Source organism: Neobacillus sp. PS3-34 (assembly GCF_030915465.1).
Lineage (GTDB): Bacteria > Bacillota > Bacilli > Bacillales > Cytobacillaceae > Neobacillus_A.
Genome location: NZ_CP133267.1, coordinates 4,392,749 through 4,411,357 on the forward strand (window position 1 = coordinate 4,392,749; position 18,609 = coordinate 4,411,357).

Sequence of the window (18,609 nt, forward strand, 5' to 3'; positions counted from 1 at the left end):
ACCCACTAAGGAGCTGAAGCAAATGACAACTGTTAAAGATAAAAAACTGGAACCTTTAGAAACGAAAAGAAATTCCTATCAGTTAATCATAAATGGTGAACGTAAGGACAGCTTTTCAGGAGAAACCTTTACTACCTATAACCCGGCAACAGGAGAAGCAGTTGCAACTGTATCGAAAGCGAGCAAAGAGGATGCAGAGCATGCCGTAATGGCTGCGAGAAATGCGTTCGATTTTGGAAAATGGCGGCACTTCCCAATTAATAAGCGTTCTCGTACACTTAATAAAATTGCCGGGATTATGAGGGCCCGATTTAATGAATTAGTAGAGTTAGAGATTTTGGATACTGGGAAATCCCTAGCGGCTGCACAGGGACAGGTTATGCAGGCAATCGAAGATTTTGAATTTTACGCTGGTGCGATTGTCGGCCACCGTGGTGCTGTAAACAGTATGCCAGGAGCTTTTCAAAACATTACCGAAAAGGAACCTGTTGGCGTATGTGCTCAAATCATTCCTTGGAATTATCCGTTAATGATGGCTGCATGGAAAATCGCACCTGCGATTGCTGCGGGCTGTTCAGTAGTAGTAAAACCGGCCTCGCTTACACCACTAACTGCCATTGTCCTCGGAGAAATTTGCATCGAAGCGGGGGTTCCTGAGGGTGTGGTCAATATCATTCCAGGCGCTGGTTCTGAGGTGGGTAACTATTTAGTCGAGCATCCGAAAGTCGACAAAGTAGCCTTCACTGGTTCGACTCCGATTGGCAAGGATATTATGGCAAAAGCTTCACAAACACTGAAACGCGTTACATTGGAGCTGGGTGGAAAATCTCCTAATATCGTGTTTGAAGACGCTGATCTGGATGCTGCTGTTGACGGTTCTCTATTCGGTATTTTCTACAACAGTGGGCAGTCATGTGAAGCACGCTCCCGTTTATATGTCCATGAAAACATATATGAGGCATTCATGGAAAAATTCATTGCGAAAACGAAGATGCTGAAGCTTGGCAATCCTTTCGAAAAAGATACACATGTGGGAGCCATTATCGACCGCAGACAATTGGAAGTTATAGACGGATATGTACAATCTGCCATTGAAGATGGCGCAGTCATTGCAGCAGGCGGAAAAGAAGCGAAGCTTGAAGGATTTGAAAACGGATTCTGGTATGAACCTACTATCATAACCAATGTTAATCATGAGATGAAAGCGGTCAGGGAAGAAATTTTCGGTCCAGTGGTTGTCGTGATGAAGTTCAGTGATGAAAAAGAAGCGGTAAAGCTTGCCAATGACAGCGAGTTCGGACTCGGATCCGCTATCTGGACGAAAGATTACGCTAAGGCAACTCGTGTATCAAAGCAAATCCAGGCTGGAATTGTAATGGTCAATTGTCCATTCTCCGCATTTCCGGGCACTCCATTTGGCGGTTATAAGCAGTCAGGATTCGGCCGAGAGCTCTGCGTAGAGACGCTTGACCTTTACACTGAAACAAAAAGCGTCATTTCCTATTATGGAGCAAGGCCTTTGAATCCATTCGGAATTTAGTTCGCGAAAAAAGCGGCATATACTTTGCGAGCACCGGTTCAAGGTGCTCGCCTTGTTTTTGGGAGATTTCTTCATGAAAACTATATTTTTAACCCAAAGAAAGAGCAGGTGAGATTCCAAATGCAAAATTTAGTTGTTATCGGGTCCGGTGTGATGGGACGTGGCATTGCATATGTGAGTGCAGTTGGAGGATTTGATGTCACATTAGTAGACATCAAGCAGGCTCAGCTTGAGGCGGCTCAATCTGAGATTCTATCTATTTTTGAAAAAGCCATTAAAAATGGAAAAATGACAGCGCCAAAAATGGAAGATTCCATAAAGAGGTTATATTATTCTACTAACCTAGAAAAAGCTGCCCAAACTGCAGATTTAATTATAGAGGCGGTACCGGAAGTCATTTCTATTAAAAAGTCCATTTTTGAAGTGATCGACCAATTTGCACCTGAAAATTGTCTATTTGCCACCAATACTTCAACCATGAGCCCGACAGAGATTGGCTCGTTCACAAACAGGCCAGATAAAGTGATTGCCATGCATTTCTTTAATCCCGTACACAAGATGAAGCTGGTGGAAATTGTCCGTGGGCTGGAGACGTGTGATGAAACCGCAGAGGCAATCAGGACTGCAGCCGAAAAAATGGGAAAAGAAACGGTTGTCGTTAATGAATTCCCAGGCTTTGTCACAAGCCGAATCAGTGCTTTAGTTGGAAATGAAGCTTTTTATATGCTGCAGGAAGGTGTAGGGACCGCCGAAGAAATTGATAAGGCAATCAAGCTCGGACTTAATTATCCGATGGGTCCTTTTGAGCTTGGTGACCTAGTGGGACTCGACACACGCCTGAACAATTTAAAATATCTTCATGAAAAACTTGGTGAGAAATATCGTCCAGCCACTCCTTGAGCAATATGTAAAAGCAGGAAGGCTCGGAAGGAAAACAGGCAAGGGTGTTTATGATTACAGTCAAACTCCGCAAAAACAAAAGGTTTAATCATTACCGGTTATATAAAGGGAGGAATAAAATTGCATGATGTAGTGATTGTTGATGCTGTCCGGACGCCAATTGGCAGGTATAAAGGAACATTGAAAAGTGTACGCCCAGATGATTTAGGCGCAGTGGTCATTAAAGCGCTAATCGAACGAAACCCTGCAATTGATCCAATAAAAATTGAAGAAGTGGTATTTGGCAACGCCAACCAGGCGGGTGAAGACAATCGGAATGTGGCCAGAATGTCAGCTCTTCTTGCCGGCCTGCCTGTAGAAGTAGCAGGTACAACGTTAAACCGTCTGTGCGGTTCAGGGCTTGACGCGGTCAATTATGCTGCAAGAGCCATTTTGTCCGGTGAGGGTGAAATTTTCATAGCGGGAGGAACGGAGAGCATGACAAGAGCACCTTTCGTCATGGCCAAACCTCAATCAGATTTCCCTCGAGGAAATATGGAAATGTTTGATACAACTATTGGCTGGCGCTTTACAAATCCACTTTTGCATGAAATGTTCGGAACCGATAGTATGCCTGAAACAGCAGAAACTGTCGCCAAAAAATATGAGATTAGCAGGGAAGCTCAGGATCATTTTGCTCTTACCAGCCAGCACAAGGCAAAGCTGGCAATGGAATGCGGCCGATTTAATGAAGAACTTGTATCTGTCCCGGTCAAAGGTCGCAAAGGGGAAGTAAATCTGGTAAGCATCGACGAGCATCCAAGACCCGAAACAACCTTTGAAACACTATCAAAATTAAGGCCATTGTTCCAAAATGGCAGTGTAACCGCAGGCAATGCATCAGGAGTAAATGATGGTGCATCGGCGTTATTGCTCATGGAAAATGAAACAGCTAATGCACTTGGCGTTCGTCCATTGGCTAGATATATTACATCAGCTGTAGCAGGACTTGAGCCCTCCATCATGGGAGTTGGTCCGATATTTGCAGTCCGAAAAGCTCTAAAAAGAGCCAATTTAGCAATAGAAGACATTGGATTAATTGAACTGAATGAAGCCTTTGCTTCTCAATCACTTGCATGTATAAACGAGCTGGGGATTAATCCTGAAATAGTCAATGTAAACGGCGGTGCCATTGCATTTGGCCATCCCCTTGGGGCAAGTGGGGCGCGCATCTTAACAACACTTGTGCATGAAATGAAAAAACGCAAGGTGAAATACGGGCTGGCAACCATGTGCGTTGGCGTAGGACAGGGGATTGCGACAATTGTTGAAAATATTGACTGAGGTGGGTATCAGGATGAAAAATATCCGATTGGAAAAAAAAGATCAGATTGCCTTTGTTACTATAAACCGTCCGGAGTCATTGAATTGCTTTAACTATGAAACATTAACGGAGCTAGGCCAGCTTACAGAAAAGATTCATACCGATCCTGAAACAAGGGCAGTTATTTTCACAGGTGAAGGAGAAAAAGCATTCAGCGCCGGTGCAGATCTAAAAGAAAGATTAGGTCTCTCTGAATCTGAAGTGCGGCGAAATGTGAAGAAAATCCGGGATGTTTTCAATGCTATAGCTGAACTGCCTCAGCCGACGATTGCGGCAGTAAATGGATATGCTTTTGGCGGTGGTTTTGAGTTGATGCTCGCTTGTGATTTTAAAATTGCTGCAGAGCATGCAAAGATGGGAATGACGGAAGTAAGCTGGGGAATCATTCCTGGTGCAGGTGGAACTCAGCGATTAACGAGGCTTATCGGTGAGATGAAGGCAAAGGAACTCATTTTTACCGCACGAAAAATTAGTGCAAATCAAGCATTTCATTGCGGCATTTTAACAAAGGTTGTTTCAAAACAAAGCTTGATTCCGTCTTGTGTTGCTCTGGCGGAGGAAATTTTTAAAAATGCCCCTCTTGCCGTATCACAAGCAAAATACGCAATTCAGCATGGAGCAGATACGGATCTTCAAACTGGAATGGCGTTCGAAGCAAATGCCTATGAAGTAATTATTCCAACTCACGATCGAAGGGAAGCCTTGCTGGCATTCAATGAAAAAAGAAAACCCGTTTTTTTAGGAAAATAAATTTCATTCCTCATGTAAAATATTTTCGCCTCCTTCTCCCAAGTCTAGTAAAATAGAACCAACAGCAAAAGTATTTTACAAGTGGTAAAGGATGAATGTACATGAATACTAGATCAATGATATTTACATTATACGGCGATTATATTTCACATTATGGCAATAAAATATGGATTGGAAGCTTGATTCGCCTTCTCGAGGAATTTGGACACAACAGCCAGTCTGTAGGTGGCTATTTCCCGTATGAATAAGCAGGGCTGGGTCCAGGCGAGAAGTCCGGCAATAAAAGCTATTATTCTTTAACGGACAGGGGTATAAAAAGGATTGAAGAAGCGAGCAAAAGGATATTTAAACTTAAACCAGAGGAATGGGACGGAAAATGGAGAATGCTAATGTATTCCATTCCGGAGGAAATTCGCAGTGTGCGTGATGAATTGCGAAAGGAACTAGTTTGGAGCGGCTTTGGGACGATGTCAAACAGCTGCTGGATATCCGCTAACACCCTGGAGAAACAGGTATTCGATCTTATTGATAAATACGATATCAATCCATATATTGATTTTTTTATTGCAGAATACAATGGTCCCCATGAAAACAAAAAATTGGTTGAAAGATGCTGGAATCTTGAAGAAATAAATCTAAAATACAGGGAATTCATCGCAGAATACAGCCAGAAGTATATCATCGACAAGAATAAAATAAATAAAGGACAAATGACGGACGCTGAATGCTTCGTCGAACGGGCAAAGCTTGTACATGAATACCGCAAGTTTTTATTCATAGATCCAGGGCTGCCTGAAGAATTACTTCCAGAAAAGTGGTTAGGCAGCCATGCCGCTTCTTTATTCAGCGATTATTACAAAGAATTGGCAGAACCTGCATCCCGATTTTTTGAACAGGTGTTTCAGGAAGGAAATGAGATAGAGGAGAAGGATATTTCATTCGATGCACTTGATCATCCTTACATTATGGATTGATAGACTTATTATAAGAAGTTTCTTTTCGAGCTGAACTAGAATGCTCGAAATCTTTATATCTATATAACAATTTCGAAACGAGGCGAGGTATTTTCGTGAATAATCTGACTCGTACATTAAAAATTCGCTATCCAATTATCCAGGGCGGGATGGGAAATATCAGCAACAGCATTTTGGCGGCAGCTGTTTCAAATGCTGGAGGACTGGGGACAATTGGGGCAGGCACCATGAATCCTGAGGAAATTGAAAAAATTATCCTTGAAACAAAAGAACTTACAAAGAAGCCTTTTGCCGTCAATGTTGCTCTAAGTGTATCACCTTATGTTAAGGAGATTCTGGGGCTGGCGGTGAAGCACTCGGTTGCGGCAGTGTCGTTGTCAGCAGGCAATCCTGCACCTTTTATTCATAAACTGCATGAACATGGGATTAAAGTGATTACTGTTGTTGCTTCTGTTAAACAGGCAATAAAAGCCGAAACGGCAGGTGCAGATGTGCTGGTTGCAGAAGGATATGAAGCAGCAGGAATAAATTCACCAAACGAAACGACTACTTTGACGCTTATTCCGCAAATTGCCCGTGCAGTATCCGTACCGGTTGCAGCGGCTGGTGGAATTGCTGACGGTCTGGGACTTGCTGCAATGCTTGTTCTTGGGGCAAGCGCTGTTCAAATGGGTACCCGTTTTATCGCTACTCAAGAAGCACCTTTCCATGATTCATATAAACAGAAAATACTTGAGGCGTCTGATACAGATACCATCATTGTCGGCCGTTCTGTCGGCAGGATTCGAAGAGTGATCAATACTCCATATGCCACAAAGCTTTTGGAGGCAGAGAATCAGGGAATAAGTCTGGAAGCATTTAATGAATTAACGGCAGAAGATAATCATAAAATTGGAGCCCTTCTTGGCGATGGAGAAAATGGATTTATGAATAGCGGACAAATATCTGGTTATATTCAGGATTTGCCGACTGTTTCAGAATTGCTTCAAAAAATGATGCTGGATGCAGAAATAACCTTACAAAAAACAACTGAAATATTCAAAAAGGAACGCTGATTTGCATCAGCTTTCCTTTTTTTATATCAACAGAATTTAATTTTATAAATATATTAAATTTTTAGAATATTATTGACTTTTCATCCAATTGAATGATAGTATAACGATATATTTACGGTGTGTATAGTAAATATCATACGCTAACGAAGACCACTACATAATTGAGTATTTTATTAGAAGACAAGGGGGATTTTTCTTTATGAAAAAACAGGTTCGCACGTTTTCCATCGTACTTGCGGGGATGCTGCTGCTGGCAGGCTGCAACAGCAGTAAAGAAACGTCCGGCAACACAGAAAAAGGGGATGCATCAAAGGTATATAAGATCGGCATTACTCAATTTGCTGAGCACCCTTCACTTGATGCTGCAACAGATGGCTTCAAAAAAGCACTGAAGGACAAAGGTATTAAAGCGAAATTTGACGAACAAAATGCTCAGGCGGATATGAACAATACGCAAACGATCGCAAATAACTTTGTCGGCAATAAGGTCGATATGATTTTTGCTAACGCTACTCCGAGCGCGGTAAGTGCATTGAATGCAACAAAAGATATCCCGATTTTGTTTACATCTGTAACAGACCCTGTCGGTGCTGGCCTCGTAAAAGCATTTGATAAACCAGGAAAGAATATTACTGGAACCACAGATAACCATCCTGAAGCAACAGGAAAGACGATTAATTTTATTACAGATGAAATCAAAGCAAAGAAAATCGGTGTTATCTACAATTCTGGCGAACAGAATTCCGAGGTGCAGGTCAAGGCTGTAAAAGAATTGGCAGAGAAGAAGGGCGCCAAGCTGGTTACAGTGTCGGTTTCAACTTCCGCTGAAGTTAAGCAGGCAGCAGAATCACTTGTTGGCCGAGCAGATGCGATTTATATTCCAACTGATAATACAGTCGTTTCGGCACTTGAATCGGTTATTTCCGTTGCAAACAGCAAGAAGATCCCATTATTTGTTGGTGAACTGGACTCCATGAAACGCGGAGCCGTTGCAGCAAGCGGTTTTAGTTATTATGACCTTGGATATCAAACCGGTTTAATGGCTGCCGATATTTTAAGCGGAAAGAAGAAGGCTTCAGAAATCCCTGTTGAACTTCCAAAAAGCCTAAAGCTGGTCATTAATAAGAAAGCTGCCGAAGCACAAGGGGTAACCGTCAAGCCTGAGTGGGAAAAACTAGGGGAATTCTTTGACGGAGAATAGACAGTTGCAGTGTTAATAGAAAAATACTCAATAATTATGGGCGGATATAGTTCCGCCCCTTCATTATGGAAACTAGATCAGGTATTTAACACCCAATCCAAATGAGAGGATGATCTACTTGTTTACTTCCATTTTTGGATCCTTTGAATCTGGAATCATCTATGCGATTATGGCCCTTGGCGTCTATTTATCCTTTCGAATATTGGATTTCCCCGATTTAACTGTCGATGGAAGTTTTGTAACTGGAGCCGCAATTTCATCCATTTTAATCGTGAATGGAACTAATCCATATCTGGCCACCATTATTGCACTGATAGCAGGGTTTCTTGCTGGCTGCCTTACAGGTCTCATTCATACGATTGGAAAAATTAACGCTCTGCTTTCCGGAATTTTAATGATGATTGCCCTTTATTCCATTAACCTGAGAATAATGGGAAGATCTAATATTCCATTATTAAATACCGATACTGCCTTTACGGGTGTAAGCAGTTTTTTCGAAAAAACTGGTGTCGATTCCTTTTTCAATAATATCCTTACATACATTGGCCTTGGCGACAGCTTGCCTGAGACGTGGGGCATACTTATCTTCATGTTTGCTGTTACATTTCTCATTAAATGGTTCACCGATTGGTTCCTAAAGACCGAAATAGGCCTTGCGGTCAGGGCTACAGGTGATAATAAAAGAATGATCAGAAGCCTATCTGCGAATACAAATCTGCTCATCATCCTTGGCCTCGGCATATCCAACAGTATGGTCGCCTTTTCGGGTGCACTGATTGCACAGCAGGGGGGATTTGCCGATGTTGGAATGGGAATTGGCATGATCGTCATCGGGCTTGCTTCCGTTATTATCGGTGAAGCTTTATTCGGAACGAAGTCGATTGCCCGTGCAACACTTGCAGTCATTGGAGGATCGGTTATTTACAGGATTGTTGTCACACTTGCACTCCGTATCGAATTTTTAAATCCAGGCGATATGAAAATGATAACGGCTGGTATAGTCCTCGTTGCCCTCATAGCACCTAAATTAATTGAAAGCACAAGGGAAAAGAAACGAAAATCACGCAGAAAAGCAGAAAAAATGTCAAACCTCCATGTACCATCTGATCGAAAGGGTGAGAATCATGCTGCAATTAAATCAAATTCATAAAATCTTTAATGAAGGTACGGCTGATGAAAAAATTGCCATCGATCATATTAATCTGACCTTAGAACCTGGAGATTTCGTTACTGTCATCGGGAGCAATGGAGCCGGTAAATCTACACTTATGAATATAATTTCAGGTGTGCTTATTCCAGATATAGGTGAAATTCGTCTTGATAATAAAAATGTAACAAATATGTCTGAATACAATCGGTCAAAGCTTATCGGAAGAGTCTTTCAGGATCCTATGGCTGGAACAGCTCCAAGTATGACCATTGAAGAAAACCTAGCGATGGCGTACTAACGAAATAAAACTCGCACACTCCGGAGAGGCGTGACGAAAAAAAGAAGGGATTTTTTCCGTGAAGTTTTGGAATCGCTGCACCTGGGATTGGAAAGTCGACTTAGTGCTAAGGTGGGGTTATTATCTGGTGGGGAACGCCAGGCACTATCCTTATTAATGGCTACCTTCACCGAGCCATCGATTTTGCTTCTGGACGAACATACTGCCGCGCTTGATCCATCGAGGGCAGAATTGATTACGAATCTCACGAAGGAAATCGTTGAACGGTATCAGCTTACCACCATGATGGTCACCCATAATATGCAGCAGGCCATTGATCTTGGCAATCGGCTTGTCATGATGGATAAGGGGCAAATCATCTTTGAAGTAAACGAAGAAGAGAAGAAAAAACTTACAATTGAAGCTCTTTTAAAAGAGTTTCAACGGATTCGCGGTGTACAGATGGCTAATGATCGTGCCCTGCTCTCCTAAACTCGTAATCTAAAAGGAGAAAATGATGAAACCTGGAATGAAGATTGGCCAAATTGCTACAATAGAAGTGGAAGTTACTCCGGATATGTTTGCCAGCTTTGGAGGGACGCTTGTTCATCCCGCATATTCAACTGCTTCGATGGTTCAGCATATGGAGTGGGCTTCAAGGATGGTTCTTTTACCTTTTTTAGAAGAGGATGAAGAGGGCATGGGTGCGGCTGTAACCATTAAGCATATTGCCCCCTCGACAGCGGGGGCAAGCATTAAGGTAACCGCAACTCTTTCAGATATTTCAGGAAATCTAATTTTCACTCAAGTTGAAGCTAGTAATGAAAAGGGCTTGATAGGAGTTGGTAAAATTAAACAAGTTGTTTTGCCAAAAAAGAAGATTCATCATCTTTTAAACTCTTAAAAATAATTGTTACCCAGAAACAGCCTGCCTTAGGTTTGTTTCTTTCGTATTTTAAGACTAATAATTCACTTTAAAGCGATAAAGAAATGTGAGACGCATTGGGAAATCGATTGAGTTAAGAAGTTTTTAAATAGAAGCTGTATGGGAGGCTTATAAATGAAAGCGTTATCAACAATTGAAGGGGAGAAAATCAGCATGGATATTTTTCAAAAAATCAATGAGCATGAACAGGTAGTTTTTTGTAATGATGAATCTACCGGGCTTAAGGCGATTATCGCCATTCATAGTACTAAGCTCGGTCCTGCACTTGGCGGCTGCAGGATGCTGCCGTATAAAACAGTCGATGATGCTCTCGAGGATGTTTTAAGGCTGTCGAGAGGAATGAGTTATAAATGCGCTGCTTCAGATGTGGATTTTGGAGGCGGTAAGGCTGTCATCATCGGAGATCCAGTTAAAGATAAAAGCCCAGAATTATTCCGTGCCTTCGGACAATTTGTTGACTCACTGAATGGACGTTTCTATACAGGAACGGACATGGGAACAAGCCCCGATGATTTTGTTCATGCCTTAAAAGAAACAAATTGCATCGTTGGAGTAGACGAAGCATATGGTGGAAGCGGCGATTCATCCATTCCAACTGCGCTGGGTGTCATCTATGGAATTCAGGCTACTAACCAAGCTCTCTGGGGGTCTGATCAGTTGGATGGAAGAAGCTATTCGATCCAGGGGCTTGGCAAGGTTGGCTATAAAGTAGCCGAACAACTGCTCGAAGCGGGTGCTGATCTTTATGTTACCGACATAAATCCTCAAGCCATCGAACATCTGTCAGAAAAGGCAAAGAAAATGGGTGCGGCCATTAAAGCAGTAAGAAGTGATGAGATCTATACAGTCCCTGCTGATGTATTTGTTCCATGCGCACTTGGAGGCATATTAAACGATCAAACGATAGAGGCCTTGCAGGTATCATCCGTTGCTGGCTCTGCAAATAATCAGCTGCTGGAAATGCGGCATGGGCAGATGCTGCAAGCGAAGGGCATTCTATACGCACCAGATTATATCGTCAACGCCGGTGGACTGATTCAGGTTGCAGATGAACTGTATTCTCCTAACAAGGATCGTGTTCTGCGAAAAACAAAAGCCATCTACGACACACTTTTAAGTGTTTATCATTATGCAGATGAACAAGGGATAACAACTGGCGAAGCCGCAAATTATTTTTGCGAGAAACGAATGGAAGCCAGATCCAGAAGAAATAGCTTCTTCACGCATGATAAACGTCCAAAATGGGCGGTAAGAAATTAATGCAGCCAAATTGGAAAGGGTGAGAGTCATGGAAAATCTTTTTCCGATTATACAGATCATCGATGAAAACGGAAATTTTTCTGATATCAATTACCGGGAGCAGATAACGGAAGACCTTATAAAAAGGTTTTATAAGCAAATGGTCCGCATGCGCATGTTTGATCGGAAAGCGGTAAGCCTGCAGAGGCAAGGGCGGATCGGTACTTATGCACCTTTTGAAGGGCAGGAGGCATCTCAGGCGGGAAGCGCGCTTGCCTTGAAGGAGGGTGACTGGCTGTTTCCTACTTATAGGGACCACGGAGCTGCCATGGCGTTCGGCCATTCTTTAAAACAAATATTGTTGTTTTGGAATGGTCGGAATGAAGGTTGCATTCCACCTGAAGGAAAGAAAATTTTTCCGCCGGGTATTCCCATTGCAACCCAAATTCCCCATGCTGCAGGAGCAGCGTATGCCGAAAAGCTTAAAGGAACAAGCAATGCAGCGATTGCCTATTTTGGGGATGGGGCTACCTCTGAAGGCGATTTCCATGAGGGATTGAATTTTGCCAGCGTGGTCAAGGCTCCAGTAGTCTTTTTTAACCAAAATAACCAATTTGCCATTTCTGTTCCAATCCAAAAACAAATGAACTCCAGGACAATTGCACAAAAATCACTCGCTTATGATATGCATGGGGTGCGGGTAGATGGGAACGATGCTTTTATTGTTTATTTTGAAACCCTAAAAGCACTTGAACGAGCGAGAAATGGCGAAGGCCGACCTTGATAGAGGCGGTTACATGGAGGTATGGCGCACATACGACGGCGGATGATCCATCCAAATACCGTGATCAGGCCGAAAGCCGGAAGCTCCGTGAAAGCACAGATCCTCTGTTAAGGATAGAGCGTTTAATGAAGAACGAAGGTTTATATGAGGAAGCCTGGGCAAAGAGTGTTGAGGAAGAGGCAGGGAGAGAAATTGATCAGGCCATATTGGAAATGGAGCAATTCCCGCCGGCTGATCCAGCTGATATATTTGATCATGTTTTCGCCGAACTGGTCTTGCCACTTAAACAGCAAAAAGAAGAATATCTTACATTGATTGGCGGTGAACTAGGATGAGTACTGCGATTAAAACCAATACACTGACCTTTGTTCAGGCTATAAATGATGCCCTTGGCTTCATGCTGGAGGAAAACCCGAATGTCATTTTAATGGGAGAAGACATCGGAAAAAATGGCGGAGTTTTCCGTGCTACTGATGGCTTGCAATCAAGGTATGGGGAAACCCGTGTCATGGATACTCCTTTAAGCGAAGCAGGATTTATTGGAGCAGCAATTGGAATGGCTGTTAACGGATTTATTCCCGTAACAGAAATTCAGTTTCTTGGATTCATTTACCCAGCATACGAACAAATCATGACGCATGCATCAAGACTCCGGATGAGGACAATGGGACATTTTACAGTTCCAATGGTCATTCGTGCGCCTTATGGGGCTGGTGTCAGGGCACCAGAAATCCATTGCGACAGTACGGAAGCTATTTTTACACATATGCCGGGAATTAAGGTAGTATGTCCATCTTCTCCTGCAGATGCAAAAGGTCTCTTAATTGCTGCGATCGAGGATCCGGATCCTGTTCTCTTTTTGGAGCCTATGAGATTGTATCGTTCAGTGAAGGAAGAAGTTCCCGATGGAATATATACGGTTGAGATAGGAAAAGGCAAAAAATTGCTGGAGGGTGATGATGTTACCGTTATTACCTGGGGAGCGATGGTTCCGATTGCAATGAAAGCGGCAGAGGAAATGAAAACAAGAGGAACGAGCTGTGAGGTCATCGATTTGCGAACTCTATACCCACTTGATCGCGACATGATCTCTGAATCGGTCCAGAAAACCGGAAGAACGGTAATCGTTCATGAAGCACATGCAACCGGAGGTGTCGGGAATGATGTAATCGCCATTATCAATGATACTTCATTCCTTTATCAAAAAGCTCCGGTAGAGAGAGTGGCTGGCTTTGATGCTCCCGTTCCTTATTTCGGGTTTGAGGACCACTATTTGCCGACTGCCAAGCGGGTAATCCATGCAATTGAAAAAGTGATTCGTTTTTAAGGAGGTGTCACTCATGGAAGTTAAACTTCATGATATCGGCGAAGGAATGACAGAGGCAGAGATTAACTGTTTTTTGGTTAAACCTGGGGATATCGTAAATGCAGATGAGCCTCTAGTTGAGGTTCAAACGGACAAAATGGTTGCTGAAATTCCTTCTCCAGCAGCAGGGAAAATTATCGAATTCAAGGTAGAATCCGGCCAGACTGTCTCTGTTGGATCAACCCTTTTGATCATGGAAGCATTATCAAATCCAAAAAATGAACAGTCTGATACTTTACCAAAAACAATAAAGAATATTTCAAAAACCCTGCAGATTGAGAATCGGCGAAGTAAATCCATGACATCTGGAACATCGACACGTATTCTTGCGTCACCTTATACTAGGAAAATTGCAAGAGATAACTCGGTCAATATTGAATGGGTTAACGGGACCGGACCCTCTGGAAGAATAACCGATGAAGATGTCTACAGGTTTATTCAAATGCAAGGAGAAGAAATGCCTAAGGAGAAGCTTTTTGCATCCCGCTCAAGAGAAGAAGAAGTAACTATTGCTAAGGAGAAATGCCCATCTGCAGGGAAAACGATACCCTTCCGAGGAAGAAGAAAGCAAATTGCCAAAAAGATGCACCAATCTGTTTATACGATTCCGCATTGTACTCACTTTGAAGAGTTGGACGTAACAGAGCTAATTCGTTTCAGGGAAGAATTAAAAAGTGAAAAGGAAAATATATCAGCTACAGCATTTTTTATAAAGGCATTGTCCGTATGCCTAAAGAAATTTCCTATTTTTAATGCCCAGCTTGATGAAGAAAATGAAGTAATTCGTTTATTGCCGGATCATCATATCGGGCTTGCTATAGATACAGACGATGGCTTGATTGTCCCGGTTTTAAAAAATATCCAGGCCAAAACATTAAGGGAAATCCACAAGGAAATGAAGGTTCTTACACAAAAGGCTTTGGAAAACAAATTAGAATTAGCGGATATTTCAGGGGGAACATTTACAATCAGCAACGTTGGCGGTCTGGGGGAAGCATTGGGGCTACTCCGATTATCCAGCATCCTCAAGTGGCTTTGGTTTCTTTCCATAAAACAAAGAAAATGCCAGTCGTTACGGACGATGACCAAATCGTAATCAGATCCATTATGAATCTATCGATGTCATTTGATCACCGTGTTGTGGATGGCGCTACAGCTGTAAAATTCACAAACCTTTTCTCTGATTATATTAAAAATCCGAAAAAGCTTTTATTGGAGTTGATTTAAATGGTAGTCGGAGAAATGGCTCATGAAAGAGAGCTCGTCATTATCGGGGGAGGACCTGGCGGCTACCATGCAGCTATCCGGGCTGCACAGCTTGGGAAGATGGTTACTTTAATTGAAAAAGACCAGCTTGGCGGAATATGCCTGAACAAAGGGTGCATCCCATCAAAGCTCTTAACGAGCAGGGCGAAGAAGTGGCGGGACTTATTGAGTGCCGATGAAATGGGCTTTGATATTAGCTCTATCTCTTTAAATGCTGAAAAGCATACCTCTTATAAAAATAAAATAATCAATCAGCTAAAACAGGGAATTGAAGCTTTATGCAAAGCGAATAAGGTAGAAATTATAAAAGGAAATGCCTTTTTCATGTCTGAGAATCGGATTGGGGTAGAACAGGCGGATAGCTTTGAGATCTATCAGTTCGAAAATGCCATTATTGCGACAGGATCAACTCCTGTAAATTGGCCAGGTATTTCTTTTGACGGAAAAAAAATATTGGATTCCTGGACTATATCTTCACTGAAAGAGATTCCACAACATCTAGCCATTTACGGCAGCGATACAAATGCTCTTGAAATGGCTATGGCATTCAGGGCTTTAGGTGCGGAAATCACCCTGTTATTAGAGCCAGGAAAAAATGATTTCGGCTTCGATTCATCTATTAACCGGGAATTAAAAAGAATCTTTAAGAAAGAAAAGATTTCTATTATAAAAGAATGCGAGCTAATAGGGGCAAGTGAGGAGTCAAAAACAATATCCCTGGAATATACATTAAATGGAACAGAAAAAGTTCTTTCTTGCAGCCATTTATTCCTTTCAACTGGAGTAAATCCCAACATAAGTGAGCTAGGGATTGAACGGCTGGGAATGGAATTAACTGAGGAAGGCTTCATTTCAGTTGACCGCCAATGCCGTACTTCTTTAATGCATATTTTTGCTGTTGGAGATATTACTGCGGGACCACCTCTTGCGGTGAAGGCGATAAGCCAGGGCAAGACAGCGGCTGAAGCAATCGCCGGCCTTAATACTGAAAGCGATTTACGTTATCTCCCAAAAGTTATCCATACCCTCCCGCCAATAGCGAGTGTTGGAATGACAGAGGAAGAAGCAGAAAAAGAGGGCTATGTTCTCCAAATTGGGCAATTTCCACTTGCAGCTAATGGATATACCAGCCTGTCAGGAAAACGGGATGGCTTTGTTAAAGTAATTTCCGATCAAAAAACGGAGGTAATCCTCGGTATCCATATTATTGGTGAGGGTGCAATCGAAATGATTTCTGCCGGTACCATTTCTTTAGAAATCGCCGCACGGGACGAGGATATGACGTTTCCTCTTTATCCTCATCCAAGCATAAATGAAGCACTACTGGAGGCTGTAGAGCAATTAAAGGGCAGAGCTGTTCATGTTGCTCCGCTAAGAAAACAGGAAAAAGTGAAATTATAAGGCTCTTTAATACCTAAAAGCGTTATAGCTTTACTTTGAACTCTTGAGAATAAGCACAGAATTCGTTTAATATTAATTCAGAATATTTATTATTATTAAAAAAATGGAGGGGTACATATGCAGGAAAAAGTAGTAAGTTCTGAAAATTCAACAGAGGATTTTTTTCCGGTAAGAGATGTTGATTATCTGGAAATATACACAGGGAATGCAAAGCAGGCAACCCACTTTTTTTGCACGGCTTACGGTTTTAAGCCGGTAGCGTACTCAGGTTTGGAAACCGGCAACAGGGAGTCTGTTTCATATGTTTTACAGCAACGTAAAATCCGCCTTGTCATCACAGGTTCCTTAAAAGAAGACAGCAGAATTTCAAGCTTTGTTAAAAAACATGGTGACGGCGTGAAGGACATCGCATTATTGGTGGACGATGTGGAAAAGGCTTTCGAGGCTGCAGTGGAACGTGGAGCAATTGCACACGTGGCGCCATTCGAGTTGAAGGATGAACATGGAATAGTTAAAAAAGCTGTGATTGGAACGTACGGTGATACAATTCATACCCTTGTAGAACGTAAAAACTATAAAGGTGTATTTATGCCAGGCTTTGAAGAATATTCAAACAGTTTGCCAATCGTAGATGCAGGCTTGATTGGCATCGACCATGTTGTTGGTAACGTAGAAAGCATGGAGGAATGGGTAGACTATTACGCAAATGTAATGGGCTTTAAAGAAATGAAACACTTTACCGACGATGATATCAGCACTGAGTATTCGGCTTTAATGTCAAAGGTAATGCATAACGGTGGACGCATCAAATTCCCGATTAACGAACCTGCTGAAGGGAAGCGTAAATCGCAAATTCAGGAGTATTTGGAATTCTACAACGGCGCAGGCGTGCAGCACTTGGCCATTTTAACCGAGGATATTGTTTCAACCGTTACTACTTTAAAACAAAATGGAGTTGAGTTTTTATCCACTCCAGATTCATATTACGAAGCATTGAGCGAACGTGTCGGTAAAATTGACGAAGAGATTTCTAAACTGCAAGAACTAAACATCCTGGTTGACCGGGATGACGAAGGCTACCTCTTGCAAATTTTTACTAAACCGATTGTCGACCGTCCAACCTTGTTTATTGAAATTATCCAGCGCAAAGGGGCACGCGGATTCGGAGAAGGAAACTTCAAAGCGCTGTTTGAATCAATTGAACGAGAGCAAGCGAGACGCGGCAACCTATAAGATTTTAAAGAAAAAGGGAGACCCATGTTCTCCCTTTTTTCTGGATAGGAGATCTGTCATGAGTCGAATAAATCCAAGAAAAGAATTAGAAGGAATGATACCATACCAGGTCGGGGAGTCTTTGGAGGAGCTAAAGAAGCGGTATGGAGTGGCAGAGTTTTATAAAATGTCCGACAATGAAAATCCTTATGGAACTTCTCCTTTAGTAAAGGAAGCAATACAAAAATATTCTAGTCTTGTCCACCTTTATCCAGATGGAAACAGCTCTCTCATTGTCAATGCTCTGTCAGAATACCATCAACAGCCTGTCGACCGTTTTGTCATTGGGAATGGTTCTGATGAAGTGATTCGACTGATTGCAAGGGCTTACATTAACAGTGGGGACGAAGCTGTAATGGCTGATGCGACCTTCCCACGTTACCAGACAAATGTTTTGTTAGAGGGAGGTAGAGCTGTCACTGTCCCTTTAAAGAATGGGATCCATGATTTAGGAGCTATGCAAGAAGCGATTACAGAATCAACAAAGATGGTTTTTGTCTGTAATCCGAACAATCCGACAGGTACAATCACCGGAAAATTAGAGTTGTATAAATTTATAGATTCAATTCCTGAAAATATTTTAATCATTGTCGATGAAGCATATGCAGAATATGTTACTTCCATTGACTATTTAGAAACCGTTCAACTGATTGACAAATACCCTAACCTTGTTGTACTAAGGACCTTTTCTAAAATCTACGGCCTTGCCGGTTTACGCATCGGATACGGCGTTATGCACCCTGACATTGCTGCTGAACTAAAAAAAGCAAAAGATGTGTTTAATGTTAACCATTTAGCTGAAATGGCAGCTGTTGCAGCTTTAAGCGACCAAAAATTTGTCAGCGCATCCGCTGCAAATAATCACAGTGAAAGGGATCATCTCATTTCAGAGCTCCATTCTGCAGGTTTCGCCCCTTTACCATCAGAGGCGAATTTCTTGTTCGTACCTCTTGCTAAGTCTCAAGAATCCATTTTTGAAGCATTTTTGAAAAGTGGAATTCTCGTTAAAATGATGTCTCTTCCTGGTTTTTCATTGGGGATGAGGGTAACGATCGGTCAAAAAGAGGCGAACGAAGCATTCCTCAGGGTAATTAATTCCTTTGCAATAGAAAGGGTGGTGTAGTA

14 protein-coding genes and 4 pseudogenes are annotated in these 18,609 nt (G+C 42.2%); all 18 read left to right on the forward strand.

Going from position 1 to position 18,609, the window contains the following annotated elements; all coding sequences use genetic code 11:
- Positions 1-22: 22 nt before the first annotated feature.
- The 18 genes and pseudogenes from RCG23_RS23135 to hisC all read left to right on the forward strand — a co-directional run bounded on the left by RCG23_RS23135 (position 23) and on the right by hisC (position 18,607).
- Complete coding sequence (locus RCG23_RS23135) at positions 23-1,540, forward strand: aldehyde dehydrogenase family protein (RefSeq protein ID WP_308177580.1); 1,518 nt, start codon at positions 23-25, stop codon at positions 1,538-1,540.
- Between the two features lie 120 nt (positions 1,541-1,660).
- Positions 1,661-2,528 (forward strand): annotated as a pseudogene (locus tag RCG23_RS23140) (3-hydroxyacyl-CoA dehydrogenase).
- A 32-nt stretch (positions 2,529-2,560) separates the two neighbouring features.
- A complete protein-coding gene (locus RCG23_RS23145) occupies positions 2,561-3,763 on the forward strand; it encodes an acetyl-CoA C-acyltransferase (RefSeq protein WP_308177581.1) in 1,203 nt (400 codons plus the stop codon).
- Positions 3,764-3,776: 13 nt separating this feature from the next.
- Positions 3,777-4,553 (forward strand): enoyl-CoA hydratase-related protein, encoded by a 777-nt coding sequence (locus RCG23_RS23150; protein WP_308177582.1) that lies wholly within the window; start codon positions 3,777-3,779, stop codon positions 4,551-4,553.
- Positions 4,554-4,654: 101 nt separating this feature from the next.
- Positions 4,655-5,527, forward strand: a pseudogene (gene paaX, locus RCG23_RS23155) (phenylacetic acid degradation operon negative regulatory protein PaaX).
- Positions 5,528-5,622: 95 nt separating this feature from the next.
- The gene (locus RCG23_RS23160) at positions 5,623-6,582 is read left to right on the forward strand and encodes an NAD(P)H-dependent flavin oxidoreductase (protein WP_308177583.1); all 960 of its coding nucleotides are present in this window, start codon (positions 5,623-5,625) and stop codon (positions 6,580-6,582) included.
- A 199-nt stretch (positions 6,583-6,781) separates the two neighbouring features.
- Positions 6,782-7,783 (forward strand): ABC transporter substrate-binding protein, encoded by a 1,002-nt coding sequence (locus RCG23_RS23165; protein WP_308177584.1) that lies wholly within the window; start codon positions 6,782-6,784, stop codon positions 7,781-7,783.
- A gap of 118 nt (positions 7,784-7,901) precedes the next feature.
- Entirely contained in the window at positions 7,902-8,933 is a 1,032-nt protein-coding gene (locus RCG23_RS23170) for an ABC transporter permease (protein ID WP_308177585.1), read from the forward strand.
- Positions 8,908-9,702: pseudogene (locus RCG23_RS23175) on the forward strand (ABC transporter ATP-binding protein). The gene RCG23_RS23170 and the pseudogene RCG23_RS23175 overlap by 26 nt, the downstream one beginning before the upstream one ends.
- 22 nt (positions 9,703-9,724) lie before the next feature.
- Positions 9,725-10,114: a thioesterase family protein gene (locus RCG23_RS23180; RefSeq protein WP_308177586.1), complete on the forward strand. Its 390-nt coding sequence runs from the start codon at positions 9,725-9,727 to the stop codon at positions 10,112-10,114.
- A 156-nt stretch (positions 10,115-10,270) separates the two neighbouring features.
- Entirely contained in the window at positions 10,271-11,416 is a 1,146-nt protein-coding gene (locus tag RCG23_RS23185; protein ID WP_308177587.1) for a Leu/Phe/Val dehydrogenase, read from the forward strand.
- Positions 11,417-11,444: 28 nt separating this feature from the next.
- Positions 11,445-12,514 (forward strand): annotated as a pseudogene (pdhA, locus tag RCG23_RS23190) (pyruvate dehydrogenase (acetyl-transferring) E1 component subunit alpha).
- The gene (locus RCG23_RS23195; protein WP_308177588.1) at positions 12,511-13,506 is read left to right on the forward strand and encodes an alpha-ketoacid dehydrogenase subunit beta; all 996 of its coding nucleotides are present in this window, start codon (positions 12,511-12,513) and stop codon (positions 13,504-13,506) included. The pseudogene pdhA and the gene RCG23_RS23195 overlap by 4 nt, the downstream one beginning before the upstream one ends.
- Before the next feature lie 13 nt (positions 13,507-13,519).
- Positions 13,520-14,641, forward strand: coding sequence for a dihydrolipoamide acetyltransferase family protein (locus tag RCG23_RS23200; protein ID WP_374049781.1), 1,122 nt, complete (start codon positions 13,520-13,522; stop codon positions 14,639-14,641).
- Positions 14,575-14,772, forward strand: coding sequence for a 2-oxo acid dehydrogenase subunit E2 (locus RCG23_RS26085; RefSeq protein ID WP_374049782.1), 198 nt, complete (start codon positions 14,575-14,577; stop codon positions 14,770-14,772). Before RCG23_RS23200 ends, RCG23_RS26085 begins: the two co-directional genes overlap by 67 nt.
- On the forward strand, positions 14,773-16,212 hold the full coding sequence (gene lpdA / locus RCG23_RS23205; RefSeq protein ID WP_308177589.1) for a dihydrolipoyl dehydrogenase: 1,440 nt from the start codon (positions 14,773-14,775) through the stop codon (positions 16,210-16,212).
- A gap of 117 nt (positions 16,213-16,329) precedes the next feature.
- Positions 16,330-17,445, forward strand: a complete 1,116-nt coding sequence (gene hppD, locus RCG23_RS23210; protein WP_308177590.1) for a 4-hydroxyphenylpyruvate dioxygenase — start codon at positions 16,330-16,332, stop codon at positions 17,443-17,445.
- A 58-nt stretch (positions 17,446-17,503) separates the two neighbouring features.
- Complete coding sequence (hisC, locus tag RCG23_RS23215) at positions 17,504-18,607, forward strand: histidinol-phosphate transaminase (protein WP_308177591.1); 1,104 nt, start codon at positions 17,504-17,506, stop codon at positions 18,605-18,607.
- The last annotated feature ends 2 nt before the right edge of the window (positions 18,608-18,609 follow it).